This is a genomic window from Variovorax sp. 10N432, assembly GCF_056394465.1.
In genome coordinates this window covers 90741-114876 of sequence record NZ_JBFTHX010000009.1, presented here as the reverse complement: position 1 = coordinate 114876, position 24136 = coordinate 90741, and the positions used below count along the sequence as shown (strand labels likewise).

General features: G+C 66.4%; 27 protein-coding genes. 15 read left to right on the top strand and 12 right to left on the bottom strand.

Annotated features, from left to right (window positions below; all coding sequences use genetic code 11):
• Positions 1-7: 7 nt before the first annotated feature.
• Both AC1DF3_RS13220 and bfr read right to left on the bottom strand, forming a co-directional pair.
• Positions 8-652: a PepSY-associated TM helix domain-containing protein gene (locus tag AC1DF3_RS13220; protein WP_478139858.1), complete on the bottom strand. Its 645-nt coding sequence runs from the start codon at positions 650-652 to the stop codon at positions 8-10.
• Between the two features lie 196 nt (positions 653-848).
• Positions 849-1325, bottom strand: a complete 477-nt coding sequence (bfr, locus tag AC1DF3_RS13215; protein WP_286524467.1) for a bacterioferritin — start codon at positions 1323-1325, stop codon at positions 849-851.
• Positions 1326-1539: 214 nt separating this feature from the next.
• Here bfr and ahpC point away from each other — a divergent pair, with 214 nt between their 5' ends.
• Both ahpC and ahpF read left to right on the top strand, forming a co-directional pair.
• A complete protein-coding gene (ahpC, locus tag AC1DF3_RS13210; RefSeq protein ID WP_286507442.1) occupies positions 1540-2112 on the top strand; it encodes an alkyl hydroperoxide reductase subunit C in 573 nt (190 codons plus the stop codon).
• Between the two features lie 81 nt (positions 2113-2193).
• On the top strand, positions 2194-3771 hold the full coding sequence (gene ahpF, locus AC1DF3_RS13205; protein WP_478139857.1) for an alkyl hydroperoxide reductase subunit F: 1578 nt from the start codon (positions 2194-2196) through the stop codon (positions 3769-3771).
• Positions 3772-3823: 52 nt separating this feature from the next.
• Here ahpF and ppsR read toward each other — a convergent pair whose 3' ends face one another.
• Positions 3824-4645 (bottom strand): posphoenolpyruvate synthetase regulatory kinase/phosphorylase PpsR, encoded by an 822-nt coding sequence (gene ppsR / locus AC1DF3_RS13200; RefSeq protein WP_286532687.1) that lies wholly within the window; start codon positions 4643-4645, stop codon positions 3824-3826.
• A 188-nt stretch (positions 4646-4833) separates the two neighbouring features.
• On the opposite strand from ppsR, the gene ppsA reads away from it, so the two are divergent.
• From ppsA to dnaB, 7 genes are all read left to right on the top strand, one after another.
• Positions 4834-7227 (top strand): phosphoenolpyruvate synthase, encoded by a 2394-nt coding sequence (ppsA, locus tag AC1DF3_RS13195; RefSeq protein ID WP_286532690.1) that lies wholly within the window; start codon positions 4834-4836, stop codon positions 7225-7227.
• A gap of 171 nt (positions 7228-7398) precedes the next feature.
• The gene (locus AC1DF3_RS13190) at positions 7399-7890 is read left to right on the top strand and encodes a hypothetical protein (RefSeq protein ID WP_478139856.1); all 492 of its coding nucleotides are present in this window, start codon (positions 7399-7401) and stop codon (positions 7888-7890) included.
• Positions 7891-8000: 110 nt separating this feature from the next.
• Complete coding sequence (gene rpsF, locus AC1DF3_RS13185; RefSeq protein WP_286507454.1) at positions 8001-8375, top strand: 30S ribosomal protein S6; 375 nt, start codon at positions 8001-8003, stop codon at positions 8373-8375.
• Between the two features lie 4 nt (positions 8376-8379).
• Positions 8380-8682, top strand: coding sequence for a primosomal replication protein N (priB, locus tag AC1DF3_RS13180; RefSeq protein ID WP_286524444.1), 303 nt, complete (start codon positions 8380-8382; stop codon positions 8680-8682).
• A gap of 18 nt (positions 8683-8700) precedes the next feature.
• Entirely contained in the window at positions 8701-8982 is a 282-nt protein-coding gene (gene rpsR, locus AC1DF3_RS13175; RefSeq protein ID WP_007830781.1) for a 30S ribosomal protein S18, read from the top strand.
• A 13-nt stretch (positions 8983-8995) separates the two neighbouring features.
• Positions 8996-9448, top strand: a complete 453-nt coding sequence (gene rplI, locus AC1DF3_RS13170; protein ID WP_478139855.1) for a 50S ribosomal protein L9 — start codon at positions 8996-8998, stop codon at positions 9446-9448.
• Positions 9449-9619: 171 nt separating this feature from the next.
• Complete coding sequence (dnaB, locus tag AC1DF3_RS13165) at positions 9620-11023, top strand: replicative DNA helicase (protein ID WP_286507457.1); 1404 nt, start codon at positions 9620-9622, stop codon at positions 11021-11023.
• Between the two features lie 65 nt (positions 11024-11088).
• Here the strand turns inward: dnaB and AC1DF3_RS13160 are convergent, their stop codons facing one another.
• From AC1DF3_RS13160 to AC1DF3_RS13130, 7 genes are all read right to left on the bottom strand, one after another.
• Positions 11089-11772, bottom strand: a complete 684-nt coding sequence (locus AC1DF3_RS13160; RefSeq protein ID WP_286532697.1) for a helix-turn-helix transcriptional regulator — start codon at positions 11770-11772, stop codon at positions 11089-11091.
• A gap of 49 nt (positions 11773-11821) precedes the next feature.
• Positions 11822-12301 (bottom strand): GyrI-like domain-containing protein, encoded by a 480-nt coding sequence (locus AC1DF3_RS13155; protein WP_478139854.1) that lies wholly within the window; start codon positions 12299-12301, stop codon positions 11822-11824.
• 20 nt (positions 12302-12321) lie between these two features.
• Positions 12322-12786, bottom strand: a complete 465-nt coding sequence (locus tag AC1DF3_RS13150) for an EVE domain-containing protein (RefSeq protein ID WP_286532701.1) — start codon at positions 12784-12786, stop codon at positions 12322-12324.
• A gap of 4 nt (positions 12787-12790) precedes the next feature.
• Positions 12791-13165, bottom strand: a complete 375-nt coding sequence (locus tag AC1DF3_RS13145; protein WP_286532702.1) for a VOC family protein — start codon at positions 13163-13165, stop codon at positions 12791-12793.
• Between the two features lie 216 nt (positions 13166-13381).
• Positions 13382-15121: a PhoH family protein gene (locus AC1DF3_RS13140; protein ID WP_286532704.1), complete on the bottom strand. Its 1740-nt coding sequence runs from the start codon at positions 15119-15121 to the stop codon at positions 13382-13384.
• A gap of 190 nt (positions 15122-15311) precedes the next feature.
• Complete coding sequence (locus AC1DF3_RS13135) at positions 15312-15788, bottom strand: peroxiredoxin (RefSeq protein WP_478139853.1); 477 nt, start codon at positions 15786-15788, stop codon at positions 15312-15314.
• Positions 15789-15962: 174 nt separating this feature from the next.
• A complete protein-coding gene (locus tag AC1DF3_RS13130) occupies positions 15963-16337 on the bottom strand; it encodes an Mth938-like domain-containing protein (RefSeq protein ID WP_286524426.1) in 375 nt (124 codons plus the stop codon).
• Between the two features lie 66 nt (positions 16338-16403).
• Between AC1DF3_RS13130 and AC1DF3_RS13125 the strand changes: the two genes are divergently transcribed.
• Genes AC1DF3_RS13125 through moaD form a run of 6 tightly spaced genes read left to right on the top strand, consistent with a single transcriptional unit; the run spans position 16404 to position 22456 of the window.
• Complete coding sequence (locus tag AC1DF3_RS13125; protein WP_286532708.1) at positions 16404-17630, top strand: pyridoxal phosphate-dependent aminotransferase; 1227 nt, start codon at positions 16404-16406, stop codon at positions 17628-17630.
• 30 nt (positions 17631-17660) lie between these two features.
• Complete coding sequence (locus tag AC1DF3_RS13120; RefSeq protein ID WP_286532710.1) at positions 17661-18983, top strand: homoserine dehydrogenase; 1323 nt, start codon at positions 17661-17663, stop codon at positions 18981-18983.
• Positions 18983-20401 (top strand): threonine synthase, encoded by a 1419-nt coding sequence (thrC, locus tag AC1DF3_RS13115; protein ID WP_478139852.1) that lies wholly within the window; start codon positions 18983-18985, stop codon positions 20399-20401. The genes AC1DF3_RS13120 and thrC overlap by 1 nt, the downstream gene beginning before the upstream one ends.
• Positions 20402-20416: 15 nt before the next feature.
• On the top strand, positions 20417-20962 hold the full coding sequence (mobB, locus tag AC1DF3_RS13110) for a molybdopterin-guanine dinucleotide biosynthesis protein B (RefSeq protein WP_286532716.1): 546 nt from the start codon (positions 20417-20419) through the stop codon (positions 20960-20962).
• Positions 20955-22202 carry a molybdopterin molybdotransferase MoeA gene (locus tag AC1DF3_RS13105; RefSeq protein ID WP_286532717.1) on the top strand — a complete coding sequence of 416 codons (1248 nt, stop codon included), beginning with the start codon at positions 20955-20957 and terminating at the stop codon, positions 22200-22202. Before mobB ends, AC1DF3_RS13105 begins: the two co-directional genes overlap by 8 nt.
• 2 nt (positions 22203-22204) lie before the next feature.
• Positions 22205-22456 (top strand): molybdopterin converting factor subunit 1, encoded by a 252-nt coding sequence (moaD, locus tag AC1DF3_RS13100; RefSeq protein WP_286532719.1) that lies wholly within the window; start codon positions 22205-22207, stop codon positions 22454-22456.
• Here moaD and dapA read toward each other — a convergent pair.
• Positions 22443-23336 carry a 4-hydroxy-tetrahydrodipicolinate synthase gene (gene dapA, locus AC1DF3_RS13095; protein ID WP_286532721.1) on the bottom strand — a complete coding sequence of 298 codons (894 nt, stop codon included), beginning with the start codon at positions 23334-23336 and terminating at the stop codon, positions 22443-22445. The two genes, moaD and dapA, sit on opposite strands and share 14 nt — an antisense overlap.
• A gap of 275 nt (positions 23337-23611) precedes the next feature.
• The gene (locus tag AC1DF3_RS13090; protein ID WP_478139851.1) at positions 23612-24118 is read right to left on the bottom strand and encodes a GspH/FimT family pseudopilin; all 507 of its coding nucleotides are present in this window, start codon (positions 24116-24118) and stop codon (positions 23612-23614) included.
• Between the last annotated feature and the right edge of the window lie 18 nt (positions 24119-24136).

The following is a 24136-nucleotide window of genomic DNA, read 5'->3' as shown; positions in this document are numbered from 1 at the left end:
TCCTGGATCAGTGGATGAACAGCAGCGCGAGCAGCACCGGGATCACCAGGCCCATGCCGACCATCGGCCAGGTGAAGGGCCGGTTGCCGGCGTGCATCTTGAGAATGAAAAGTCCGGTGATCGAGAACACCAGCGTGGCGGCCGCGAAGATGTCGATGAACAGGCTCCAGGCCGCGCCGCTGTTGCGCCCCTTGTGCAGGTCGTTGAAGTAGGAGAGCCAGCCGCGGTCGGTCCGCTCGTACTCGGCTTCGCCGTCGATCAGGCTCAGCCGCAGCCAGGCATCGCCGCCCGGGCGCGGCAGCGACAGGTAGATCTCGTCGTCCGACCATTCGGCGTCGCGGCCGGCGGTGTCGACCGCCCACTGCGCCTGGATCCAGGCCTGCAGTTCGGCGGGCAGCTCGGCCTTGCCTTTGCGGGCCTTGGCGGCGGGGAGTTCCTTCAGCAGGGCCGCGCGCAAGGCGTCGTCGACGGTGGCGGTCCGGCTCGTCACCTTCGGCCTGGCCTCGATGCTGGCCGCATGGTTGAGCGTGAAGCCCGTGATGCCGAACAGCAGCAGCCCGATCAGGCACAGCGCCGAGCTGACCCAGTGCCATTCGTGCAGGGTCTTGAGCCAGTAGGCGCGGCGGCGGTTGTCGGTGGAGGCGGCGGTCATCGGAGCGGGCGATTCTAGCCGCTCAGATGAGAATGAATTCTATTTGCAGCTTGCTTGGCTGCGCCGGGCGCGGTATCCGGATGCGCAGAAAAGTCCCGTCGAATCTGACTTCATTGCTCCTTTTTCGATAGCAATGAAGTTTCGTAAAGTCAAAAAAAAGCGGGGCATGGCCCCGCTCGCCGGAAGCCGTGCCGGCCTACTCGTTCTCGCCCATCTGCGACTGCAGGTAGTTCTGCAGGCCGACCTTGCCGACCAGATCGATCTGGGTTTCCAGGAAATCGATGTGTTCCTCGGTGTCGTCCAGGATCTCCTGCAAGAGGTCGCGCGAGACGTAGTCGCGCACGCTTTCGCAGTGGGCGATGCCGGCCTTGATGGTCGCCTGCGCGCCGGTCTCGGAGCGCAGGTCGCATTCGAGGATCTCGGGGACGTCTTCGCCGACCTGGAGCTTGGCCAGGTCCTGCAGGTTGGGCAGGCCGTCGAGCATGAAGATCCGGTCCATGATCCGGTCGGCGTGCTTCATCTCGCCGATCGACTCGTCGTATTCCTTCTTGGCCAGCTTGTCGAGGCCCCAGTGCTTGAGCATCCGGTAGTGCAGGAAATACTGGTTGATCGCGGTCAACTCGTTCTTGAGCTGCGCCTGCAGATGATCGATGACTTGTGGGTCGCCCTTCATGGTTTTTCCTTGTTCTTAAAGGAGCGATTGTGCGAGTCCGCCGGGCGGCCGCGCAAGCAAACCCATGCGCAATCGGTCTGCATGCGGGTGAGGGTGATAGGTGTTCGCATTCATAGGGGTGGGCAATGCAATTAATAGCCCAAGGCTATCTGAAAGCGGATATTGGTAGTTATACTAATCACTCGCACTTTTCATCAGCCTCCAAGGAAACTCAATGTCCCTGATCAACACAGAAATCATCCCGTTCAAAGCCACCGCGTATCACAACGGCAAGTTCGTGCCCGTCAGCAACGACAACTTCAAGGGCAAGTGGTCCGTCGTCGTGTTCTACCCGGCCGACTTCACCTTCGTGTGCCCGACCGAACTGGGTGACCTGGCCGATCACTATGCCGAATTCCAGAAGCTCGGCGTCGAGGTGTATGGCGTGTCGACCGACACCCACTTCACGCACAAGGCCTGGCACGACACGTCCGAGACCATCGGCAAGGTGCAGTACCCGCTGATCGGCGACCCGAGCCAGCAGCTGGCCCGCGCCTTCCAGGTCCTGATCGAAGAAGGCGAAGACGCCGGCCTGGCCTACCGCGGCACCTTCGTGATCGACCCCGAAGGCAAGATCAAGACCATCGAAGTGCACGACAACGGCATCGGCCGCGACGCCGCCGAACTGCTGCGCCGCGTGAAGGCAGCCCAGTACGTCGCCGCTCACCCGGGCGAAGTCTGCCCCGCCAAGTGGACCGAAGGCGCCGAAACGCTCAAGCCTTCGTTCGACCTGGTCGGCAAGATCTAAGCCGCCTGACTCGCGCCACAGCCCGGGCGCGTTCGCACCCGGGCTTTTTTGTTTCCACCGCATTTGAAAAAGAAAGTCACCATGCTCGACGCCGGCACCAAATCGCAACTCAAAAGCTACCTCGACCGCATCACGCAGCCGATCGAGATCGTCGCTTCGCTCGATGACAGCAAGGCGTCGGGCGACCTGAAGGCGCTGCTGAAGGACGTGGCCGAGTCGTCCGCGCTGGTGAAGGTCAGCGAGAGCCGGGAAGACCAGCATCGCAAGCCGTCTTTTTCCATCAACCGGCCCAGCGAAAACCACGGTCCGCGTTTCGCGGGCCTGCCGATGGGCCACGAATTCACTTCGCTCGTGCTGGCCCTGCTGCAGGTCGGCGGCTACCCGCCCAAGGTCGACGACGCGGTGCTGCAGCAGATCCGCGCGCTCGACGGCGACTTCGAGTTCGAGATCTACATCTCGCTGACCTGCCACAACTGCCCGGACGTGGTCCAGGCGCTGAACCTGATGGCGATCCAGAACCCGCGCATCAAGACCACGATGATCGACGGCTCGCTGTTCCAGGACGAGGTCAAGGAACGCCAGATCATGGCCGTGCCGACCGTCTTCCTGAACGGCACGGAATTCGGCCAGGGCCGCATGAGCCTCGAAGAGATCCTGGCCAAGATCGACACCAGCGGCGTCGAGCGCGAAGCGAAGAAGATCGCCGCCAAGGAACCCTTCGACGTGCTGATCGTCGGCGGCGGCCCCGCCGGTGCCGCGGCCGCGGTGTACGCGGCGCGCAAGGGCATTCGCACCGGTGTCGCATCGGAGCGCTTCGGCGGCCAGGTGCTCGACACCATGGGCATCGAGAACTTCATCTCGATCAAGGAGACCGAAGGACCCAAGTTCGCCCTGGCGCTCGAGGAGCACGTGCGCGACTACGACGTCGACATCATGAACCTGCAGCGCGCCGCCGGCCTGGTGGCGGGGGACGACTTCATCGAGATCAAGCTCGAGAGCGGGGCATCGCTGAAGAGCCGTTCGGTCGTGATCTCGACCGGTGCGCGCTGGCGCAACATCAACGTGCCCGGCGAGCACGAGTACAAGAACAAGGGCGTGGCCTACTGCCCGCACTGCGACGGTCCGCTGTTCAAGGGCAAGCGGGTGGCGGTGATCGGCGGCGGCAACTCGGGCGTGGAGGCGGCGATCGACCTGGCCGGCATCGTCGGCCACGTGACCTTGATCGAGTACGACACGCAGCTGCGCGCCGACGCGGTGCTGCAGCGCAAGCTGCGCAGCCTCGCCAACGTCACGGTGCACCTCAACGCGCAGACCACCGAGATCACCGGCGACAGCCAGAAGGTCGACGGCCTGGTCTACAAGGACCGCGCGACCGGCGAGAGCCGCCGCGTGCCGCTCGAAGGCGTGTTCGTGCAGATCGGCCTGGTGCCCAACACCGATTGGCTCAAGGGCACGGTCGAGCTGTCGAAGCACGGCGAGATCGTGGTGGACGCCAAGGGCCAGACCTCGGTGCCGGGCGTGTTCGCCGCGGGCGACGCCACGACGGTGCCGTTCAAGCAGATCATCATCGCCGCCGGCGATGGCGCGAAGGCGGCGTTGAGCGCCTTCGACCACCTGATCCGCACCTCGGCGCCGGCGGAAGAAGCGGTCGCAGCCTGAGCGGGTCGGCGCGGTTGCCGCACAAGCGACCGGGATGCCGGCTGGCAACTGACTAGTACGTGAGTCGCTCGGGGCGCAGTTCCTGCAGGATCGTGGTCGCGATCTCCTCGATCGACTTGGTGGTGGTCGACAGCCAGCGGATGCCGGCCCGCCGCATCATGGCCTCGGCCTCGCTGACCTCCTGGCGGCAGCTCTCGAGGCTCGCGTAGCGGGAATTCGGCCGTCGCTCGTTGCGGATCTCGCTCAGCCGCTCGGGCTGGATCGTGAGCCCGAAGATCTTCTTGCGGTGCGGCATCAGCGCCGGCGGCAACTGGCGGCGCTCGAAATCCTCGGGGATCAGCGGGTAATTGGCCGCCTTCAGGCCATGCTGCATGGCCAGGTAGAGCGAGGTCGGCGTCTTGCCGCTGCGGCTGACGCCGACCAGGATCACGTCGGCGCCCTCGAGATCGCGGTTGCTCTGGCCGTCGTCGTGCGCCAGGCTGAAATCGATCGCCGCGATCCGGGCGTCGTATTCCTTGCTCTTGCTGACGTCGCTGAAGCGGCCGATGCGATGGTTCGATTTCATGGCCAGCTCGATCTCGAGCGGGCGCACGAAGGTGCCGAACATGTCGAGCAGCATGCCCTTGCAGCCGGTTTCGATGACCTCGAGCACTTCCATGTTGGCCAGCGTCGTGAAGACGATCGGCCGGACGCCCTCGATTTCGGCCGTGTGGTTGATTTTTCGCACCGCCTGGTGCGCCTTGTCGACCGTGTCGGTGAAGGGTAGCCGCACGTGGCGCGGCTTCATCTCGAACTGGGCCAGAACGGCATTGCCGAAGGTTTCGGCAGTGATGCCGGTGCCGTCGGAAACGAAGAAAACTGTGCGCGTGTGCATGAATTGGCGACCTTGTCCTGCGGCACGCCGAACCCCGCCGCGCCTACAATTCGCCCCATTATCGGGAAAGCCGAGCACTTTTCCCCTTCGAATTCCAGCATGCACCCCCCGCCGATGCCCAGAGCAAGAAGAACGATCGCGTCGTGCCGCCTGCATGCAGCCACAGTTTCAACTTCTGGAGCTTTCCCATGTCTGACCTCTTCGAAGCGACCGCCCTGGTCGTCCCTTTCGAAAACCTGAGAATGACCGACGTCGAGTCGGTCGGCGGCAAGAACGCCAGTCTCGGCGAGATGATTTCCCAGCTGCCGCAGGGCGTGCGGGTGCCGACGGGCTTCGCCACCACGGCCCACGCCTTCCGCCAGTTCCTGGCCCATGACGGCCTGGCCGACAAGATCAGCGCCAAGCTCGCCGCGCTGGACACCGAGGACGTGCGCGCCCTGGCCACCGTGGGTGGCGAAATCCGCGCCATGGTCGAGGCCCAGCCTTTCCCGGCCGATCTGCAGAAGGCGATCGCGGATGCCTTCGCCACCCTGTCGGCTGGCAATCCCCAGGCCAGCTTCGCGGTCCGCTCCTCGGCCACCGCCGAAGACCTGCCCGACGCCTCCTTCGCCGGCCAGCAGGAGACCTTCCTCAATGTGGTCGGCATCGAGGACGTGCTGCACAAGATGAAGGAGGTGTTCGCCTCCCTCTACAACGACCGCGCGATCAGCTACCGGGTCCACAAGGGCTTCGCCCACGACGTGGTGGCGCTGTCGGCCGGCGTCCAGCGCATGGTCCGCAGCGACCTCGGCGCCGCCGGCGTGATGTTCACGATCGACACCGAATCCGGCTTCGAGGACGTGGTGTTCATCACCTCGAGCTACGGCCTCGGCGAGACGGTGGTGCAGGGCGCCGTGAACCCCGACGAGTTCTACGTCCACAAGCCGACCCTGCGCGCCGGCAAGCGGGCGGTCATCCGCCGCAACCTGGGCTCCAAGCTGATCCAGATGGAGTTCGCGAGCGCGGCCGAAAAGGCCGCCAGCGGCAAGCTGGTCAAGACCACCGACGTGCCGACCGAGCAGCGCAACCGCTATTCGCTGACCGACGCCGACGTCGAGCAGCTCGCCAGGTACGCCCTCGTGATCGAGGAGCACTACGGCCGCCCGATGGACATCGAGTGGGGCAAGGACGGTACCGACGGCCAGCTCTACATCCTGCAGGCGCGCCCTGAAACCGTGAAGAGCCAGCAGCAGGGCAAGGCCGAGCAGCGCTACAAGCTGCTGGGCCGCGGCGCCGTGCTGGCCGAAGGCCGTGCGATCGGCCAGAAGATCGGCACCGGACCGGTGCGCCTGGTCCACAGCATCAGCGAGATGGACAAGGTCCAGGCCGGCGACGTGCTGGTCACCGACATGACCGACCCCAACTGGGAGCCGGTGATGAAGCGGGCCGCGGCGATCGTGACCAACCGCGGCGGGCGCACCTGCCACGCGGCGATCATCGCCCGCGAACTGGGCATCCCGGCGGTGGTCGGCTGCGGCGACGCCACCGACCTGCTCAAGGACGGCACCCTGGTGACCGTGAGCTGCGCCGAAGGCGACACCGGCTTCATCTACGACGGCTTGATCGAAACCGAGGTGACCGAAGTGCAGCGCGGCGAAATGCCCCCCATCGACCTCAAGGTCATGATGAACGTCGGCAACCCGCAGCTGGCCTTCGACTTCGCCCAGCTGCCGAACCACGGCGTCGGCCTGGCGCGGCTCGAGTTCATCATCAACAACAACATCGGCGTCCACCCGAAGGCGATCCTCGACTACCCGAACGTCGATGCCGACCTCAAGAAGGCGGTCGAATCGGTGGCCCGCGGGCATGCATCGCCGCGCGCCTTCTACGTCGACAAGGTGGCCGAGGGCATCGCCACCATCGGCGCCGCCTTCTGGCCCAAGCCGGTGATCGTGCGGCTGTCGGACTTCAAGTCGAACGAGTACCGCAAGCTGATCGGCGGCAGCCGCTACGAGCCCGAGGAAGAGAACCCGATGCTCGGCTTCCGGGGTGCCGCGCGCTACCTGAGCGGCGAGTTCGGCGAGGCCTTCGCGATGGAATGCGAGGCGCTCAAGCGCGTGCGCAACGAGATGGGCCTGACCAACGTGCAGATCATGGTGCCCTTCGTGCGCACCCTGGGCCAGGCCCAGCGCGTGACCGAACTGCTGGGCGAGCACGGCCTGAAGCGCGGCGAAAACGAGCTCAAGCTGATCATGATGTGCGAAGTGCCGAGCAACGCGATCCTGCCCGAGGAGTTCCTGAAGTTCTTTGACGGCTTCTCGATCGGCTCCAACGACCTGACCCAGCTCACGCTGGGCCTGGACCGCGATTCCGGCCTCGAATTGCTGGCCGCCGACTTCGACGAGCGCGACCCCGCGGTCAAGGCTCTGCTGGAGAAGGTCATCAAGGCCTGCAAGGCCCAGGGCAAGTACGTCGGCATCTGCGGCCAGGGGCCCAGCGACCATCCGGATTTCGCGCTCTGGCTGGCGGAGCAGGGGATCGAGTCGATTTCGCTGAATCCCGACAGCGTCATCGAGACCTGGCAGCAGCTCGCCAAGCGCTGACCGATCGTGAGGCGCGACGGGTGTCACCGTCGCGCAACGACTTTGTTCACGGACTGGGTGTAATCCCCGTGTCAGCTTGGTGTATTTGAAACCAAATGCATCTTTGCTGTCACACTCCAGGCATTTCCGGGGGGCCCGAGCCGCGCCCCTGGTCCTGGCGTCGAGGAACCCATGATTCTTGTCAAGACTGAAGCCGGTCAGCGTGTCCTGAAGGATCGTTCGATCGCGCTGACACCCCGCCAGCGCACGGCGTTCATCCTCTGCGACGGCAAGCGTAGCGTCGGCGACGTGCTCGAGGCCGGGATGGGCGTGAGCCGCGAGGAAATCGACCAGATGATCGCGCAGGGCCTGCTGGCGCTGGTCGGCGAGGCCAGCGCGCCTGCGATTCCCGCCGCTCCCGCAGGTGCTGCGTCGCCGGCGCCCGCCMCCGCGCCCGTGGTTGCTGCGCCGACTGCGGGCCGCTCCGACCAGCAGCGCTACAAGGACGCCTATCCGATCGCGACCCAGCTGACGGGCAGCCTGGGCTTGCGTGGCTTCAGGCTCAACCTGTCGGTCGAGGGCACCGCCAACTACGAACAGCTGCTGGAGCTGTTCCCGAAGATCCAGGCGGCGGTGGGGCCTGACAAGGCCGCCGCACTCGAACGGGCACTGCGCGGCGCCTGAGTGCTATAATTTACGGCTTTGCCTTGCCACACCACGTCTGACGCCGCGGGTGGCTCAACCCCTTTCCTCGACCAACATCGGGGAATCCAAACGGACCACAAGGAGTGCCAATGCGTCACTATGAAATCATTTTGCTGATCCACCCGGATCAGAGCGAGCAGGTTCCGGCCATGCTGGAGCGCTACAAGGGCCTGATCACGGCCGGCGGCGGCAAGATCCACCGCGTCGAAGACTGGGGCCGCCGTCAGCTGGCCTACCAGATCAACAAGCTGAACAAGGCGCACTACCTGTGCGTGAACATCGAAGCCGAGCAGACCGTCATGGCCGAACTCGAGCACGCGTTCAAGTTCAACGACGCCGTCCTGCGCCACCTGACCGTGGTCAAGAAGAAGGCCGACACCGGTCCTTCGTCGATGATGAAGACGGTCGAGCGCGAAGAGGCCCGCAAGGCCCAGCAGGCCGAATACGCCGCCAACAACAACTGATGGCGTGAGCGTTGCCGCGGTCAATCAGCTGTTGCTGACTGCCTGCGTCGCCGAACTCGGAGCCCTGCGTTTCACGCCTGCCGGTCTGCCCGCCGTCGACCTGCGACTCGAACACGAGTCGACAGTGACCGAAGCGTCCCAGCCCCGACAGGTCAAGGCGGCCATCAAGGCCGTCGCCTTCGGCGCAGTGGCCGAACGGCTCGCAAGGCAGGAGCTGGGCAGTCTCTGGCGATTCCAGGGCTTCCTCGCGACACCGGGCAACGGCAAGCATCCAGTGCTTCACATCCAGAACTTTCAGCAAGATTAATTTTCTAGAGGTCCAAACATGGCCACGTTCAAGAAATTCAACAAGGACAAGCGTCCGAAGCGCAACACCCAGTCGCTGCTGTTCAAGCGCAAGCGCTTCTGCCGCTTCACCGTCGCCGGCGTCGAAGAGATCGACTACAAGGACATCGACACCCTGCGCGACTTCATCAGCGAAAACGGCAAGATCATCCCCGCACGCCTGACCGGCACGCGCGCGATCTACCAGCGCCAGCTCAACACCGCGATCAAGCGTGCCCGCTTCCTCGCGATGGTGCCGTACAGCGACCAACACCGCGTCTAAGGAGCGACACACCATGCAAGTCATTCTTCTGGACAAAGTCGTCAACCTCGGCGTCCTCGGCGAAATCGTCAAGGTCAAGGACGGTTACGCCCGCAACTTCCTGATCCCGTCGGGCCGTGCCCGCCGCGCCACCGAAGCCAACAAGGCCGAATTCGAAGCCAAGCGCGTCGAGCTGGAAAAGGCTGCGGCCGCCAAGCTGGCCGAATCGCAAGCCCACGGCGAAAAGCTCGGCGGCACCACCGTCAAGCTGACCCAGAAGGCCGGCGTCGACGGCCGCCTGTTCGGCTCGGTCACCAACGCCGACATCGCCGAAGAGCTCGGCAAGCAAGGCTACAAGGTCGCGAAGGCGCAAGTGCGCATGCCCAACGGCCCGATCAAGGTCGTCGGCGACAGCACCGTCAGCGTCGCGCTGCACACCGACGTGGTGGTCGACATCACGGTCACGGTCTACGGCGAGAGCGCCTAAGACGCCCCACGCGCTTCGTGCGCGTGAAAGAGCCGCCTTCGGGCGGCTTTTCTTTTTCCGGCGGCCTGGGTTGTCCCGCACGCCGCACCGGAAGATCACTGCTTATTCACAGCCTTGTCCACGTGACGCCGCGCCCCGCCCGGCTTAGCATGCATGGTTGCAAGGAACTTCATGTCCGCACTCTTTTCCTACGCCGATAACGACCCGTCGTCAGACCGCCAGATCGCGCAACTGCGCATCCCGCCGCATTCGATCGAGGCCGAATCGAGCGTGCTGGGCGGCCTGCTGCTCGACAACGGCGCCTGGGACCGAATGGGCGACGTGGTGGTCGACGGCGACTTCTACCGCCACGAGCACAAGCTGATCTACGCGGCCATCGGCACGCTGATCAACGCCAGCAAACCGGCCGACGTGATCACGGTCTACGAGCAGTTGCAGAACCTCGGCAAGGCCGACGAGATCGGCGGCCTGGCCTACCTCAACTCGCTGGCGCAGTACGTGCCGAGCGCGAGCAACATCCGGCGCTACGCCGAAATCGTGCGCGAGCGCTCGATCCTGCGCAAGCTGGTGAGCGCGAGCGACGAGATCGCTACCAACGCCTTCAACACGCAAGGCAAGGCGGTCGACAAGATCCTCGACGAAGCCGAGCAAAAGATCTTCAACATCGGCGAGGAAGGCTCGCGCATGAAGCAGGGGTTCCAGGGCATGGATTCCCTGGTGGTCGAACTGCTCGACCGCGTGACCGAGATGGCCGAGAACCCGAACGACATCACGGGCGTGCGGACCGGCTTCTACGAATTCGACAAGATGACCTCGGGCTTGCAGCCGGGCGACATGATCGTGCTGGCGGCGCGGCCCTCGATGGGCAAGACCTCGCTGGCCATCAACATCGCCGAGCACGTGGCCCTCAACGAAGGCCTTCCGGTGGCGGTGTTCTCGATGGAAATGGGCGCCTCGCAGCTGGCGGTGCGTATCGTCGGCTCGATCGGCCGCATCGACCAGGGCCACCTGCGCACCGGCAAGCTGACCGACGAGGAATGGCCGCGCCTGACCGAAGCCATCGAGAAGCTGCGCAACGTGTCGCTGCACATCGACGAGACGCCCGGCCTCACCACCAGCGAGCTGCGCGCCAACGCGCGCCGGCTGGCGCGCCAGTACGGCAAGCTCGGCCTGATCGTGGTCGACTACCTGCAGCTCATGAGCGTCTCGAGCAGCATGAACGACGAGAACCGCGCCACCGCCGTGGGCGAAATCTCGCGCGGCCTGAAGATGCTGGCCAAGGAGCTCAAGTGCCCGGTGATCGCGCTGTCGCAGTTGAGCCGCGGCGTCGAGAGCCGCACCGACAAGCGCCCGATGATGAGCGACCTGCGCGAGTCCGGCGCGATCGAGCAGGACGCCGACATCATCATGTTCATCTACCGCGACGACTACTACGACAAGAACAGCAAGGAGCCGGGCGTCGCCGAAGTGATCATCAGCAAGCATCGCAATGGCCCGACCGGCACCGTCAAGCTGGCCTTCCTGAAGCCGCTGACCAAGTTCGAGAATCTTGCCGGGGGCGGCAACGACTTCTGAGAATCTTGAGACCTTGCGGGACAGACCAAAAACTGCGCAGCAGTTCTTGCTCTGTCCTCAACCGACTAGGCATCCGCTTTGAGCCGGCGCAGCATGTCCGCAAGGGTCTTCCCCGGCTCGTCCCTGAAACGCTCCGGCATCACTTCGATGCGGTCGATGCGGTCGATCCGAAAGCCGCGGAAGTCGTCGCGCAGCTCGCACCAGGCCGAGAAGGTCCACACCTTGCCCCAATAGAAGCAGCCCAGCGGACGCACCGTGCGCTGGCTGGGAGCGCCGGCGACATCGCGGTAATCCATGCGCAGCTTGTGGCGTGACTGCACCGCCTCGCGCAGGGTCTGCAGTCGATCGCGCGTGCCGGCGTCGAGCACGTAGGCCGGCGCGTAGAGCGCCAGGCTCTCGGCCGACACCCGCGCCGCCGGCGGCAGCACCGACAGGATCTTGCCGAGCGCCGATTCGATGTCGCGCGCCATCGCGGCGTCGACCCAGCTCTGCGCCAGGCGCGCCGAGGCGACCAATGCCGCCGCCTCGTCCTGCGTGAACATCAGCGGCGGCAGGTCGAAGCCGGAGCCGAGCCGGTAGCCGACGCCGGCTTCACCTTCGATCGGCACGCCCTGGAGTTGCAGGTCGGCGACATCACGATAGACCGTGCGCTCCGAGACCTCGAGCCGCTGCGCCAGGAAGGCGGCCGTGGTGAGGCGGCGTCCGCGGATGAGCTGGACGATCTGGAACAGGCGGTCGGCACGGCGCATGAAGAGGGGTCAGGCTCCGATGATTCGGGTAGCGAAATCTTCGCTCATGTCATTCCGTCAGGATTCCGATGTGGATGGCGACCTGGTCGGGGCCGCTATAGGCCTCGAAGTCGGTCTTGTAGCGACGCTTGATCTCGGGGTGCGCATCGAAATAGTGCCAGATCGCCTGCCACACCGCGAGCACCATCTGCGGCATCTCGCCGTGGCCGTGGAAGACCAGGTAGTCGCCGCCCTCGATCCGCACGCTCGCGGGGCCGTCCGCCACGGCGACGCCGGTCGTGATGTCGAAGGCCCCATGGGCATCGGCCTCGTAGTCCGAGTAGACGCCGAACAGCCGCATGTCGTCGACGCGGTACGGCGTCTTCTCGTAGACCCGCTCGCCGAAGAAGCGGTCCCAAAGGGTGCCGATGCGGGCGGCCTGCGGATCGCTCTCGTCGCGGTTGGTGGTGCGCGCGGTCAGCCCCGCGACGCGGAAGGGTTCGAGACGTTGACGTTGGGGTTGGGGTTGAGATTGGGATTGGGATTGCATGGTTTTCTCCATCATCGGTTTCAAGGGCCGAGGCCTTGCAGCTCGGCCTGCATGGCGGCCGCGATCAGTCCGAAATCGTGGTCGTTGACCTCGAACAGGCCGAAGCGGAACTTGCCGCCCCAGTGCTTCGGGTCGTCGACGAAATCGAACTGCTCGATCAGCGGCAGGATCGGCGCTTCCCGGGCCGCCGAGGCGTAGCGGACGTCGCGCCGCCAGGGAACGAAGCCATTGCCCATGTCGGCCTCGTAGGGGTGGTCGCCGTGGACCACGCCGATCGACACGAAGCTCTGCAGCCGGTCGGCGTGGCCCAGGGTGGTGGTCGGCGCGTAGTAGGCGACATGGTCGCCGGCCCGGATGCGCTTGAGCGGCGCCAGCTTGCCGTGGCCGACCTGCATGAAGCCGCCCGCGGGATCGTCGCGGCCGCGCCGCGCATGCTCCGCGCTGGCGACGGCGATCCAGTTCCTGTGCCGGGTGGGGGCGGTCATGGCGTCAGGCCAGGGCGTGCAGCCCGACTTCGTTGCCTTCGGTGTCGCGCAGCACCGCGAAGGAGCCCATGTCGCCGGGCAGCGCCGTCTTCGGCGTCACGACCTGCCCGCCCGCCGGCGCCACGCGCGACAGCGCGGCGTCGATGCTCGGCATGCAGTCGAGATAGATCCGAACGCCGCCGCCCGTGGCGGCGGCGCGCGGCCCGCCGGCCACCAGGCAGCCGCCGGTGGCCGGTTCTTCGTAGGCGAAGATCGCCATCGCCGCGCCGCCCATGTCCTCGCGCTTGAGCGCGCGGCCGAGCACCTTCTCGTAGAAGGCCTGGGCGCGATCCAGGTCGGCAACGGGGATTTCGAACCAGTTGATGGTGGTGGCAGTCATGGAGCTCTCCTCAGTCAGTGATTGAAGGCCTCATGCTGCGCGCCGCCTGCTGACAACGTAGTGTCAGCAGACTTCAGCAGGGTGAAGAGAAGGGCGGCCGCGCGCAGCGAGGCCCGTTCGGGAAACACCGCGGAACTGGCTTTGCCAGGCCGCTGGTGTTGCCCTCGGCAGGGGGTGGGCGCCCGGACACGAAGTGCCGGGCAACCTGGGGGCGAGCTACAGGACTTCGCTGGCGAAGTCGGCGAGCCTGGAGCGTTCGCCGCGCGCCAGCGTGATGTGCCCGCTGTGCGGCCAGCCCTTGAACTTGTCGACCGCGAAGGTCAGGCCGGAAGAGCCCTCGGTGAGGTAGGGCGTATCGATCTGGGCCAGGTTGCCCATGCAGATGATCTTGGTGCCCGGGCCGGCCCGCGTCACCAGCGTCTTCATCTGCTTGGGCGTCAGGTTCTGCGCCTCGTCGATGATCACGTACTTGTTCAGGAAGGTACGCCCGCGCATGAAGTTCATGCTCTTGATCTTGATGCGGCTGCGGATCAGCTCGTTGGTGGCCGCCCGGCCCCATTCGCCGGCGCCGCCGCCGTCGCCCTTGGCCAGGAACTCGAGGTTGTCGTCGAGCGCGCCCATCCAGGGGCCCATCTTTTCTTCCTCGGTGCCGGGCAGGAAGCCGATGTCCTCGCCGACGCTGACGGTCGCGCGGGTCATGATGATCTCGGTGTAGCGGCGGTCGTCGAGCACCTGCGTCAGGCCCGAGGCCAGCGCCATCAGGGTCTTGCCGGTGCCGGCGGTGCCGGTCAGCGTGACGAAGTCGACGTCCGGGTCCATCAGCAGGTTCATCGCGAAGTTCTGCTCGCGGTTGCGGGTGTTCACGCCCCACACCGCGTTCTTGACCGAGCCGTAGTCCTTCAAGGTCTTGAGCACCGCGGTCTTGTCGCGGATCTCGGTCACGCGCGCATACATGCTCGGCTCGCCGGGCGCCTCGAAATACACGAACTGGTTGATGTAGAGGTTCGGCACGATCGGGCCGCTGATGCGGTAGAAGGTGCTGCTGCCGCTCTGCCAGCTTTCGACCGTCTTGCTTTGGCGGGTCCAGAAGTCGGCCGGCAGGGCCAGCGAGCCGGCGTAGAGCAGGTCGCCGTCCTCGAGGGTCTTGTCGTTCTGGTAGTCGTCGGCGGCCAGCCCGAGGGCGCGTGCCTTGACGCGCATGTTGATGTCCTTCGACACCAGCACCACTTCCTGCTTCGGCCGGCTGGGCGCGTCCTCGGCGTAGAGGTCGCGCAGCGCCTGCACCACGCCCAGGATCTGGTTGTCGGCCTTGCCCTGCGGCAGGCTGGTCGGCAGCGTGTAGTCGAGCGGCGCGGTCTGGAAGAACAGCTTGCCGCCGGCCTCGCGGTGGCCGGTGGTGTCGAGTTTCAGCCCCTTGCCGATGTCGGCACCCTGCGCGCCGGCCAGCGCGTCGAGCGTGCGGCTGGTCTGGCGGCCGTTGCGCGCGACTTCGGTGGTGCCTTTCTTGTGGCCGTCGAGCTCTTCCAGCACGATCATCGGCAGAAAGATGTCGTGCTCCTCGAAGCGGAACAGGCACATCGGGTCGTGCAGCAGCACGTTGGTGTCCAGCACGAAGAGCTTCGCCGGACCGTTGGACTTGCTGCGCTTGGGACGCTGGGCGACCTGCGGTGCCGGGGCGGGCGCGCGGACGCGGGTCTCGACCTGCACGGCCGGCTCCTGCACCGGACGCGGCGGCGCCTTGGCCCGGGGCAGCGGCGGCGGCTCGATCGCGGCGCCAGCCTCGGCCGCGTGGCGATCGAACAATTCGAGCGGCTGGGGCCCGTTCGAGTCGCTTTGCTCAGTCCTGCGGTCGGCCGAGCGGCGGCCGCTGCGTCCGTGCGAGGAACGGGCGGGCGCGTCGTGGGCGTCCGGCGAAAGCAGTGCGGCGCGTTTCGTGGGGGCGGGAGGCAAGGGCATGGGGGGTGTYGCTCGCAAAAGTAAAGGGGCCAGAAAGCGAAAAAGCCGCCTGAAGACCAGGGCGGCTTTTTTCGGTGGATGCGGTCGTGGAGCTCAACGGCATGAAGCCATTATGCACATCGCACGTGACGCAGCCTTTGATCGTTGCGCTTCGCCAACGCGAGCGCGAAAAACCACACGAATTCGGGTTTCAGGCGGATTTCTTGAGCGCCTTGACTGCCTTCAGGACGTCGTCGACGTGGCCCGGGACCTTGAGGCCCCGCCATTCGGCCTTCAGGATGCCGTCGGCGCCGATCAGGAAGGTGCTGYGCTCGATGCCCTTGACCTTCTTGCCGTACATGATCTTGTTCTTGACCACACCGAACATGTGGCACATCTTTTCTTCGGTATCGGCGATCAGCTCGAAGGGGAGTTCGAGCTTCGCCTTGAATTCGTCGTGCGACTTCATGTTGTCGCGCGAGACGCCGAACACGGTGGCGCCCGCCTTCTCGAAGTCCTTGTAGCGATCGCGGAATTGCATCGCCTCGGTCGTGCAACCCGGGGTATTGTCCTTGGGGTAGAAGTACATGACCAGTACATGGCCGAGGTGAGAGGTGTTCGAGACCTTCAGGCCGCCTGTCGCATTGGCGTCGAATTCGGGAATGGGTTTGTTGACAACGATCGCCATGAAACTTGTTTTCTCCGTTTGATTCCATGTCCGACCCGGTCGGGATCATGGAGGATTGGTCGTTGCTTTACTGGGCTAGCTACTGGGCTGGCTACTAGGCTGGCTGCCGGTTCGCAACCCGCGATTTTACCCCGAAATGACTCCAATTGCCCTCAGGGCGACTCCAATTGCCCCTCAGGGCTTCTCGATCAACAGCGCAGCGAGCACATGGCGCCCCTCGCTCGCGAGGATGTTGTAGGTGCGGCAGGCCGCGGCCGTGTCCATGGTTTCGACGCCGGTGCGCTGCGCCATCAGGGGCTGCAGCCAGGCCGGCTGCGGGAAGCGGATGCGCTTGCCGCTGCCGAAGATGATCAGTTCGGCGCCCAGCGAGGCCAGTTGGGCGAAATGCTCGGCGCCGAGCTGGCCGAAGTCGCTGGCGTCCCACTCGAAGCGCTCCCCGCGGGAGCCGACCACGACGCTGGATTCGACCCGTTCATTGTTGATCGCGACCCAGCCCGGGCCGTGCGCAGTGAGGGTCTGGACGTCGGATTTGTCAGGCTGGAGCTTCATCGGAGAGGGGGTTGAAATGTGGTCAAATTATAGGTTTTCCCCTGCGCAGACCCCCTTGGAGGGACTTTGAAACCGCTCAAGAAATCGGCCAAGCTGGCCAATGTGCTCTACGACATCCGCGGCCCGATCATGGACGCCGCGAAGCAGATGGAGGAAGAGGGCCAGAAGATCATCAAGCTCAACATCGGCAATCTGGCCGTGTTCGGCTTCGATGCGCCCGAGGAGGTGCAGCAGGACATGATCCGCAACCTGCCGGCCTCGGCCGGCTACTCGGACAGCAAGGGCATCTTCGCGGCGCGCAAGGCGGTGATGCACGAGACCCAGAAGCAGGGCATCGCCGGTGTCACGCTCGACGACATCTACCTCGGCAACGGCGCCAGCGAGCTGATCGCGATGGCCACCAACGCGCTGCTCAACGACGGCGACGAATTGCTGCTGCCGGCCCCCGACTATCCGCTGTGGACCGCGGTCGCGAGCCTGTCGGGCGGCCGCCCGGTGCATTACGTGTGCGACGAGGACAACGGCTGGATGCCGAGCCTCGACGACATCCGCGCCAAGATCACGCCGCGCACCCGCGGCATCGTGGTGATCAACCCGAACAACCCCACCGGCGCGCTCTACTCGGACGACCTGCTCAAGGGCATCGTCGCGATCGCCCGCGAGCACGGCCTGGTGATCTTCGCCGACGAGGTTTACGACAAGGTCCTGTACGACGGCGTCCGGCACACGGCGATCGCCAGCTTGTCGAAGGACGTCCTGACGCTGACCTTCAACTCGCTGTCCAAGAGCTATCGCTCCTGCGGCTACCGCGCCGGCTGGCTGGTGGTGTCGGGCGACAAGAAGATGGCGCGAGACTACATCGAGGGCCTCAACATGCTCTCGAACATGCGGCTGTGCGCCAACGTGCCGGGCCAGTGGGCGATCCAGACCGCGCTCGGCGGCTACCAGAGCATCAACGACCTGGTCGCCCCGGGCGGGCGCCTGCGCCGCCAGCGCGACCTAGCCTACGACCTGATCACCGCGATTCCGGGTGTGAGCTGCGTCAAGCCCAGCGCGGCGCTCTACATGTTTCCCAAGCTCGATCCGAAGGTCTACCCGATCGAGGACGACCGGCAGTTCTTCCTCGATCTGCTGAAGGAGACCAAGGTGATGCTGGTGCAGGGCACGGGCTTCAACTGGGCCACGCCCGACCATTTCAGGATCGTGTTCCTGCCGCACGAAGAGGATCTGCGCGAGGCGGTCAACCGCATCGCCGGCTTCCTCGAACGCTATCGAAACCGGGTTGCGGCCTGAGTCCCCCCATTGCTCCAGAAGACACATCGAATGAAACCCATCCAAGTTGGCCTGCTCGGCATCGGCACCGTCGGTAGCGGCACCTTCCAGGTGCTACGCCGCAATCAGGAAGAAATCAAGCGCCGCGCCGGCCGCGGCATCGAGATCACGATGGTCGCCGACCTCGACACGGCGCGCGCGAAGGCGGTGGTCGGCGAGGGCGTGCAGGTGGTCGCCGACGCGCGCGCCGTGATCGCCAACCCCGAGATCGACATCGTGGTCGAGCTGATCGGCGGCTACGGCATCGCCAGGCAGCTGGTGCTCGAGGCGATCGCCGCCGGCAAGCACGTGGTCACGGCCAACAAGGCGCTGCTCGCGGTGCACGGCACCGAGATCTTCGCGGCCGCCCATGCCAAGGGCGTGATGGTGGCCTTCGAGGCGGCGGTGGCGGGCGGCATCCCGATCATCAAGGCGCTGCGCGAAGGGCTGACGGCCAATTCGATCCAGTGGATCGCCGGCATCATCAACGGCACCACCAACTTCATCCTGTCCGAGATGCGCGACAAGGGGCTCGATTTCGCGACCGTGCTCAAGGAGGCGCAGCGCCTGGGCTACGCCGAGGCTGACCCGACCTTCGACATCGAAGGCGTCGATGCGGCGCACAAGGTCACGCTGATGAGCGCGATCGCGTTCGGCATCCCGGTGCAGTTCGACCGTGCGCACGTCGAGGGCATCACCAAGCTCGCGGCGCAGGACATCAAGTACGCCGAGCAGCTGGGCTACCGCATCAAGCTGCTGGGCGTGACCCGCCGCGTGGCGCAGGGCGTCGAGCTGCGCGTGCATCCGGCGCTGGTGCCGTCGAAGCGCCTGCTGGCCAACGTCGAGGGCGCGATGAATGCGGTGGTGGTTCACGGCGACGCCGTCGGCACCACGCTCTATTACGGCAAGGGCGCGGGCAGCGAGCCGACCGCCAGCGCGGTGATCGCCGACCTGGTCGACATCGCGCGCCTGCACACGGCCGACGCCGCGCACCGCGTGCCGCACCTGGCTTTCCATCCGGACGCGATGAGCGACCTGAAGATCGTGCCGATGGCCGAGGTCGTGACCAGCTACTACCTGCGCCTGCGCGTGGCCGACGAAGCCGGCGTGCTGGCCAAGGTCACGGGCCTGCTGGCCAGCGCGGGCATCAGCATCGACGCCGTGCTGCAGCGCGAAGCCGACGAAGTGGGCGGCGAAGGCTCGACCCAGACCGACCTCATCATCCTCACGCACGACACCCGCGAGGGCACGCTCGACGACGCCATGGCGCAGCTGCAGGCACTGCCGACCGTGCTGGCGCCGATCGTGCGCATCCGCAAGGAAGAGCTCTCCTGATGCGCTACCTGTCCACGCGCGGTCACCCGGACCGCCGCCGCTTCTGCGACATCCTGCTCGAGGGCCTGGCGCCCGACGGCGGCCTCTACCTGCCCGAGCAGTATCCGAAGGTCGATGCGGCGACGCTCGAGAAATGGCGCGGCCTGAGCTACGCCGAACTGGCTTTCGAGGTGCTCTCGCTTTACGTCGATGACATCCCGGCCGCCGACCTGAAGGCACTCTGCGCCAGGACCTACACCGCCGAAGTGTTCGGCAGCGACGAGATCGTGCCGCTGCGCGAACTCGAGGACGGCGTCTACCTCGAAGCCCTGTCGAACGGCCCGACCCTGGCCTTCAAGGACATGGCGATGCAGCTGCTCGGCAACCTGTTCGAGTACGAACTGAACCGCCGCGGCGAGCAGCTCAACATCCTCGGCGCCACCAGCGGCGACACCGGCAGCGCGGCCGAGTACGCGATGCGCGGCAAGAAGGGCGTGCGGGTCTTCATGACCTCGCCCGACGGCCGCATGAGCCCGTTCCAGCAGGCCCAGATGTTCAGCCTGCAGGACGCGAACATCCACAACATCGCCATCAGCGGCGTGTTCGACGACTGCCAGGACATCGTCAAGGCGGTGTCGAACGACCTGGGCTTCAAGCGCAAGTACAAGATCGGCACGGTCAATTCGATCAACTGGGCGCGGCTGCTGGCCCAGGTCGTGTATTACTTCGCCGGCTACTTCCAGGCCACGGCTTCGAACGACAAGCAGGTCAGCTTCACCGTGCCTTCGGGCAACTTCGGCAATGTCTGCGCGGGCCACGTGGCCCGCATGATGGGCCTGCCGATCCGCACGCTGGTGGTGGCGACCAACGAGAACGACGTGCTCGACGAGTTCTTCCGCACCGGCGTCTACCGCGTGCGCGCGGCCGCCGACACCCACGAGACCTCGAGCCCCTCGATGGACATCTCCAAGGCCAGCAACTTCGAGCGCTTCGTGTTCGACCTGGTGGGCCGCGACGGCGCCAAGACACGTGCACTCTTCGAAGGCGAACTGGGCCGCGCCGGCCGATTCGACCTGAGCGGCGACCCGGTCTTCGCCGAGGCGGCGAAGCGCTTCGGTTTCGCCAGCAGCCGCAGCACCCATGCTGACCGCCTGGCCACCATTCGCGATACCGACAAGCGCTTCGCGACACTGATCGACACCCATACCGCCGACGGCCTCAAGGCTGCGCGCGAGCACTTGGTCGCGGGCGTGCCGATGATCGTGCTCGAGACCGCGCTGCCGATCAAGTTCGCCGAGACCATCGTCGAGGCGCTGGGCCACGAGCCGGAGCGGCCGGCGCGCTTCGATGGCATCGAGGCGCTGCCCAAGCGGGTCGTCAAGCTGCCGGCCGATGCCGAGGCCGTGAAAGCCTACATTGCCCAGCACTGCGACGACTGAGCGGGCCGACGGCGCATGAAAGTCATCGGCTTCGCCGGCTACTCCGGCGCCGGCAAGACCACGCTGGTCGAGCGCTTGATCCCGGTGCTCAGGCTGCTGGGCCAGCGCGTGTCGGTGGTCAAGCATGCGCACCACAAGTTCGACATCGACCATCCGGGCAAGGACACCTTCCGCCATCGCGAGGCCGGTGCCTTCGAGGTCGTGGTGGCCTCCGACAAGCGGCTGGCGCTGATGCGCGAGTTCGAGCGCCCGACCGAGCTCGGCGTGCACGCGCTCATCGCGGAACTCGACCACGGGGTCGACTGGGTGCTGGTCGAGGGCTTCAAGCACAGCGACCTGTTCAAGATCGAGGTCTTTCGCGCGCCCGCCGAGGGTGAGGCGCCGCGCCCGGCACGCTACCTCGAGGACGCCTTCGTCGTCGGCATCGCGACCGACGATCCCGCGCGCCTGCCCCGGCCCACCGAGCTGCCGATCTTTGACCTCGACGACGTCGATGGCATCGGCGACTGGCTGCTGCGGCATGCCGAGCGTTTCGACTACAAGGTAGACCACCATGGCTAGCGCTTCGAACCGTCCCCCCCTGATGCCGCTCGATGAGGCGCTGGCGCGATTGCTCGCCGCCGCCACGCCCCGCCTGGGCAGCGAGAGCGTGTCGACCTTCGAGGCCGACGGCCGGGTGCTGGCGCAGGACGTGGTGTCGGGCCTGACCGTGCCGCCGCGCGACAACAGCTCGATGGACGGCTACGCGGTGCGCAGCGCCGATTGCGCGACTGCGGGCACCGTGCTGCGGGTGGCGCAGCGGATTCCGGCCGGCAGTGTCGGCACGCCGCTCGCCGCCGGCACCGCGGCGCGCATCTTCACCGGCGCCCAGATCCCCGAGGGCGCCGATGCCGTCGTGATGCAGGAAGACACGGCTGCGCTGGCCGAGGAGGGCGGCCTGGGCCGCGTGCGCATCGAGCTCGCGCCGGCTGCCGGCCAGTGGATCCGCCGCGCCGGCGAAGACGTCGCGGCGGGCGACGTGGTCCTTGCCCGCGGCGAGCGGCTGACGCCGGCCGGACTCGGCCTGGCGGCCAGCGTCGGGCTCGACCGGCTGCAGGTGTCGAGGCGCCCGCGCGTGGCCTTGCTGTCGACCGGCGACGAGCTCGTGATGCCGGGCGAGGTGGCGCCCGAGGCGATGAAGCCGGGCTCGATCTACAACTCGAACCGATTCTTCATGCGGGCCCTGCTGGTGCGGCTCGGGTGCGAGGTCAACGACCTGGGCATCGTGCCGGACCGGCGCGAGACGACCATCGAGGCGCTGGCCGCCGCATCGCTCGGCAACGACCTGATCATCACCACCGGCGGCGTCTCGGTCGGCGAGGAAGACCATATCAAGGCCGCGGTGCAGCATCTCGGCCAGCTCGATCTCTGGTCGCTGTCGATGAAGCCGGGCAAGCCCTTCGCCTATGGCCGCATCGGCGACACGCACCTGACGGGGCTGCCCGGCAATCCGGTCTCGAGCTTCCTGACTTTCCTGCTGCTGGTGCGGCCCTTCCTGCTGACCCTGCAGGGCGCGACGCGCGTGGCGCCCGAGCCGATCGCGGTGCGTGCCGATTTCGACTGGCCGAGGGCCGACCGGCGGCGCGAGTTCCTGCGCGCCCGGCGCAATGCGGCGGGCGGGCTCGACGTGTTCGGCAACCAGAGCTCCGGCGTGCTGACCTCCATGGTCTGGGGCGACGGCGTGATCGACACGCCGGCGGGCCAGCCCTTCAAGGCCGGCGACACGGTGCAGTTCATTCCCTTCGCCTCGCTGCTCGGCTGACCATGCAAGTCAAGGTCCGTTACTTTGCTTCGGTGCGCGAGGCGCTGGGAACCGGCAGCGAGACCGTCGACACCCGCGCGGCCGACCTCGGCGCCCTGCGCGACGAACTGATCGCGCGTGGCGAACCACATGCCAGCGCGCTGGCCCGGGGCCGGGCCGTGCGCATGGCGCTCGACCAGATCATGAGCAGCGAGAGCGCAGCGCTGCGCGAGGGCAGCGAGGTCGCTTTCTTCCCGCCGGTCACGGGCGGCTGAGCCCCTGCAGCGTGTCGAGCAGGCGCTGGCGCCGCTCGGGCGGAACGCGGGTCATCGGCGGGCGCAGCTCGTCCTGCATCAAGCCCCGGGCGGCGAGCGCCGCCTTCAGCGGACCCGGGTTGGCATCGGAGAACATGGCTTCGATCAGGGGCAGCAGCGGCTGCCATTCGGCCCGTGCCTCGGCCAGCCGCCCCTCGTCCAGCAGGCGCAGCACCTTCACGAAGCGCTCGGTCTGCAGATGCGCACTGGCGGCGATCGCGCCGGCACCGCCTTCGGCCACCGTGGCGAAGAGTTGCGCGTCCTCGCCGGCCAGCACCTGCAGGCGGCCGTCGGCGATCAGGGCCCGGGTCTTGGCCATGTCGCCGCCGCAGTCCTTGATGCCGCGGATCCGCGGGTGGGCCGCCAGCGCCAGCAGGGTCTCACGCTCGATCGCGACGCCGGTGCGGTACGGAATGTCGTAGACCAGCAGCGGGACCGCGCTGGCGTCGGCGATGGCCCCGAACCACTCTTCCAGGCCGGCTTGCGAAGGGCGGATGTAGCTCGGCGCCGGCACCAGCAGGCCGGCCAGGCCGCAGCCAGACAGCTTCCGGACCCAGGCCAGCGTCTTGCCGAGGTGGTAGCCCGACAGGCCCATGACGCGGGGCAGCGAGGGGGCGGCCGCGGCGACCGTCGCCAGCACCGCCATCTGCTCGTCCTCGTCGAGCGCGGCGGCCTCGCCGGTCGAGCCGCAGACCACGAAGCCGGCGATGCCGGTGGCGGCCAGCTTTTCGGCCAGCGCGGCGAGCGCGGCATGGTCGACCGCGTGGTCCCGGAACGGGGTCACGAGCGGGATCCAGAGACCCGAGAAGTCGGGGGAAGGGGAGTGATGAGCGTCTTGCACGCAGTGGTCCTTTCAGGAATCGACCGATGGAGGAAACCACCGTCGAATGCGCGCACGCCACCCACTTCGGCCCGAGGCCTTGCAGTTCCGTCGCTCATCCGACGACGGAACCTGTGCTCCGGTCAGACGAGCTCGGGTTTTTTGGCTTTGCCTTGCAGGCGCACGCTGGCCGTTGCTTCGCGAGAAGCGGGCAGGCGTTGGAGGGCGCTGGAAGGCATCGCGCGAGTGTATCGCAGCGCCTCGATCCGGCACGCCTCCAAGTCGAGGCAGTGGCCTCAGGCGCAAGCCGCGGGAGTCGTCGTCGTGATCGAGGTTCGTCCCGTCGCGCTGATCTTGACCAGGCGTCCCTGGCCGCCCAGCGTCGGGCTGGCGCGGCAGGCCGTGATGCTGGCCTGGGTGGCGCCCAGGCCCGTGGCCTCGTAGTTCAGGGCGGACGCGCCACCGGCCTCGCGGATGTGATAGCCGTTCACGGCCGCCGGCTGCTGGCGCAGCACGGTCGTGCCGCTGAGCACGATCCAGCCCGCTTCCCATTGGCCGTTGGTGGCGCAGGTGAGGCCGTCGGCCGAGGCGCACAGGGTGACCGATGCGTTGCGCTTGATCGCTTCGCTGCGCGCGAGCTGGCTGGCCGCGACCAGCGAGTTGGAATAGGAGCTCAGCCGGGTGCTCAGAGTCACACCGTCGAAGGCGGGCACCGCGACCGCAGCCAGGACCGCCAGCACCGTGATGGTGACGAGCAGTTCGATCAGCGTGAAGCCCCGACCTCGCACACGCGGGCACGACATCCGATGCTTGGAAAGGCG

Bases quoted from the DNA above. Each gene is read 5' to 3' on its own strand.
- AC1DF3_RS13220 (WP_478139858.1), bottom strand. From the start codon at position 652: ATGACCGCCGCCTCCACCGACAACCGCCGCCGCGCCTACTGGCTCAAG.
- bfr (WP_286524467.1), bottom strand. From the start codon at position 1,325: ATGAAGGGCGACCCACAAGTCATCGATCATCTGCAGGCGCAGCTCAAG.
- ahpC (WP_286507442.1), top strand. From the start codon at position 1,540: ATGTCCCTGATCAACACAGAAATCATCCCGTTCAAAGCCACCGCGTAT.
- ahpF (WP_478139857.1), top strand. From the start codon at position 2,194: ATGCTCGACGCCGGCACCAAATCGCAACTCAAAAGCTACCTCGACCGC.
- ppsR (WP_286532687.1), bottom strand. From the start codon at position 4,645: ATGCACACGCGCACAGTTTTCTTCGTTTCCGACGGCACCGGCATCACT.
- ppsA (WP_286532690.1), top strand. From the start codon at position 4,834: ATGTCTGACCTCTTCGAAGCGACCGCCCTGGTCGTCCCTTTCGAAAAC.
- rpsF (WP_286507454.1), top strand. From the start codon at position 8,001: ATGCGTCACTATGAAATCATTTTGCTGATCCACCCGGATCAGAGCGAG.
- rpsR (WP_007830781.1), top strand. From the start codon at position 8,701: ATGGCCACGTTCAAGAAATTCAACAAGGACAAGCGTCCGAAGCGCAAC.
- rplI (WP_478139855.1), top strand. From the start codon at position 8,996: ATGCAAGTCATTCTTCTGGACAAAGTCGTCAACCTCGGCGTCCTCGGC.
- dnaB (WP_286507457.1), top strand. From the start codon at position 9,620: ATGTCCGCACTCTTTTCCTACGCCGATAACGACCCGTCGTCAGACCGC.
- AC1DF3_RS13160 (WP_286532697.1), bottom strand. From the start codon at position 11,772: ATGCGCCGTGCCGACCGCCTGTTCCAGATCGTCCAGCTCATCCGCGGA.
- AC1DF3_RS13155 (WP_478139854.1), bottom strand. From the start codon at position 12,301: ATGCAATCCCAATCCCAATCTCAACCCCAACCCCAACGTCAACGTCTC.
- AC1DF3_RS13150 (WP_286532701.1), bottom strand. From the start codon at position 12,786: ATGACCGCCCCCACCCGGCACAGGAACTGGATCGCCGTCGCCAGCGCG.
- AC1DF3_RS13145 (WP_286532702.1), bottom strand. From the start codon at position 13,165: ATGACTGCCACCACCATCAACTGGTTCGAAATCCCCGTTGCCGACCTG.
- AC1DF3_RS13140 (WP_286532704.1), bottom strand. From the start codon at position 15,121: ATGCCCTTGCCTCCCGCCCCCACGAAACGCGCCGCACTGCTTTCGCCG.
- AC1DF3_RS13130 (WP_286524426.1), bottom strand. From the start codon at position 16,337: ATGAAGCTCCAGCCTGACAAATCCGACGTCCAGACCCTCACTGCGCAC.
- AC1DF3_RS13120 (WP_286532710.1), top strand. From the start codon at position 17,661: ATGAAACCCATCCAAGTTGGCCTGCTCGGCATCGGCACCGTCGGTAGC.
- thrC (WP_478139852.1), top strand. From the start codon at position 18,983: ATGCGCTACCTGTCCACGCGCGGTCACCCGGACCGCCGCCGCTTCTGC.
- mobB (WP_286532716.1), top strand. From the start codon at position 20,417: ATGAAAGTCATCGGCTTCGCCGGCTACTCCGGCGCCGGCAAGACCACG.
- AC1DF3_RS13105 (WP_286532717.1), top strand. From the start codon at position 20,955: ATGGCTAGCGCTTCGAACCGTCCCCCCCTGATGCCGCTCGATGAGGCG.
- moaD (WP_286532719.1), top strand. From the start codon at position 22,205: ATGCAAGTCAAGGTCCGTTACTTTGCTTCGGTGCGCGAGGCGCTGGGA.
- AC1DF3_RS13090 (WP_478139851.1), bottom strand. From the start codon at position 24,118: ATGTCGTGCCCGCGTGTGCGAGGTCGGGGCTTCACGCTGATCGAACTG.